The 1,965-nt window shown below is 60.1% G+C and carries 2 protein-coding genes; both read right to left on the bottom strand.

All coding sequences use genetic code 11. The annotated features are described in order from the left end of the window. Positions 1 to 978, bottom strand: a 978-nt coding sequence (locus tag OQK_RS00355) for a DUF1302 domain-containing protein (protein ID WP_016770613.1), incomplete at its 3' end; no start/stop codon positions are given. 337 nt (positions 979 to 1,315) lie between these two features. Then, positions 1,316 to 1,965 (bottom strand): AMP-binding enzyme (locus OQK_RS00350; RefSeq protein WP_016770612.1); only part of this gene is annotated, 650 nt, incomplete at its 5' end.

The following is a 1,965-nucleotide window of genomic DNA, read 5'->3' as shown; positions in this document are numbered from 1 at the left end:
CGCACGGCTGTGGTAGTTCATGAAGTAGGCGCCGAACTCGGTGTCGAGTGGCTCGAACATGTATTTGAGGGACGCGCCCCACTGACCGCTATCGCGCGCGTCACGGTCCGGCCCACGGCGCACCAGCACGCCTTCTTGGTCGACGTTCACACCGTTGGCGGCCAACGGCCCCAAAGCGATCGCCGGAATCTGCGAACGCTTGTTCAGTACGCGCAAATTGTTGTCGCAACCGTCGGCAACGATGTCTGGCTGGGAGAAGAAGGTGCCGCAGTTGTCGACGACGGTCTGATCCCATTCCAGTTGGTAGAACGCTTCGGCCGAGAGGTTATCGGTGAGGCTCTGCGACACGTAGAACATGTTGACCGGAATCAGGCCTTCCTTGATCTCGGCGCCCGGACGACGGAACGCGGAGACGTCGATCGGGTTGATCGAGTTGATGCCGCCGCCGATGAAGGTACTTTCACCCCAGCTCACTACCTGCTTGCCCAGACGCACGGAGCCCGGCTGATCGGCAATCGCGTAGTTGTGGTAGACGAAGGCGTCGAGGATCTGCCCGCCGGAGGACTTGGCGCCCTCTTTACGGTTGCTGTCGCTGATGTCCTTGAACTCGCGGCTCTCGTCCTTCAGTTCGAAGTCGTACCAGTACTTGCCACGGACGAACACGCCGGTGTCGCCGTATTTCAATTCAAGGTCATGGATACCCTTGAAGATCTTCGAGAAGGTCTCGCCGCTCTTGAAGTTGGCGTGACCGTCATCGGAGGTCTGCGACAGGCCACGGCCGCCGTTGTTGACGCCGATGAGGTTCTTGTTCGGGCTCTGAGTAGACCAACTGGCACCGATCGACAGGGACGAGTCGAACTGGCCTTCGATTTCACCGACGTTGAAACTGACGCCGAATGCAGGCCCGGCGAGCGAGGAGGCAAGACTGACCGCCAGAGGCAGTTTTGCCCGGCGCCAGAACTGGTTTACTGAGGTCATCGACGCTACTCCATGTGCATTATTGTTATGGCAGTGAGTACTTTTAAAAACGCTGTGGAGGACCGGGCGCCAGGGCTGCCCGAAATCGTTCCAGAGTTGCTCGCCCCGTTCAGTGCGTGTGCTCCGTTTTCAAAAAGTCCTTGAGCGGACTATAGCCAGCGGGTGGTAGTGCTTGATCCCTCTAAAGTGTGATTTGCAGCCGCCAACCACTCTGGAACAGTCCTTTCGCCAGTCCGACACACGTCGGCACGGCAAGGATGGCTGATTTTTTCGATTTCACAAGCCAAGCGCTTGCTTGGTGGGTCTGGCGCGCCGGTTTCGGCGCGCCAGCAGGCAGTTAAAGTGTCGAAAGGAAGGTGCTGTTGTTGGCCTGCCATTCGGTGATGTCGAGGCGGATGCGCTTCTTGTCGAGCTTGCCGACACTGGTCTTGGGAATTTCGGTAACAAGGGCGATCTGACTGGGAATCGCCCACTTGCTCAGGTGCCCCAGCTCGACGAACGGCTTGAGGTGTTCCTTCAGTTCCCGTGCGCCGATCACCTGCCCTTCGCGGACCACCAGCAAGGCAAACGGGCGCTCGCCCCACTGCGGATCGGCGATGCCCACCACTGCTACTTCGCGTACCGCCGCATGCCTGCTGATGAGGTCTTCGAGGTCGAGGGAGGAGATCCACTCGCCGCCGGTCTTGATCACGTCCTTGATGCGATCACGAATATCGATCACGCCCATGCTGTCGAGCGTGGCGACGTCACCGGTGTGCAACCAGCCACCGGCCCAGAGCTCGGCGCCCTTCTGCGGCTCGTTGAAATAACCTTCGGTCAGCCATGGCGCGCGCAGCACCAGTTCGCCCTGGGTTTCGCCGTCGGCCGGAAGGAAATTGCCCTCGCCGTCGACAATCGCCGCTTCGACCAGTGGCCCCGGCACGCCGGCCTTGATCCGGTAAGTGGTGCGCTCGTCTTCGCTGCCGGCCATCAATTCGTCGTTGAGGT

Origin of the sequence: Pseudomonas sp. R62 (assembly GCF_000257605.1) — a bacterium.
Classification (GTDB): domain Bacteria; phylum Pseudomonadota; class Gammaproteobacteria; order Pseudomonadales; family Pseudomonadaceae; genus Aquipseudomonas; species Aquipseudomonas atacamensis.
This window is presented reverse-complemented; position numbering and strand designations above follow the sequence as displayed.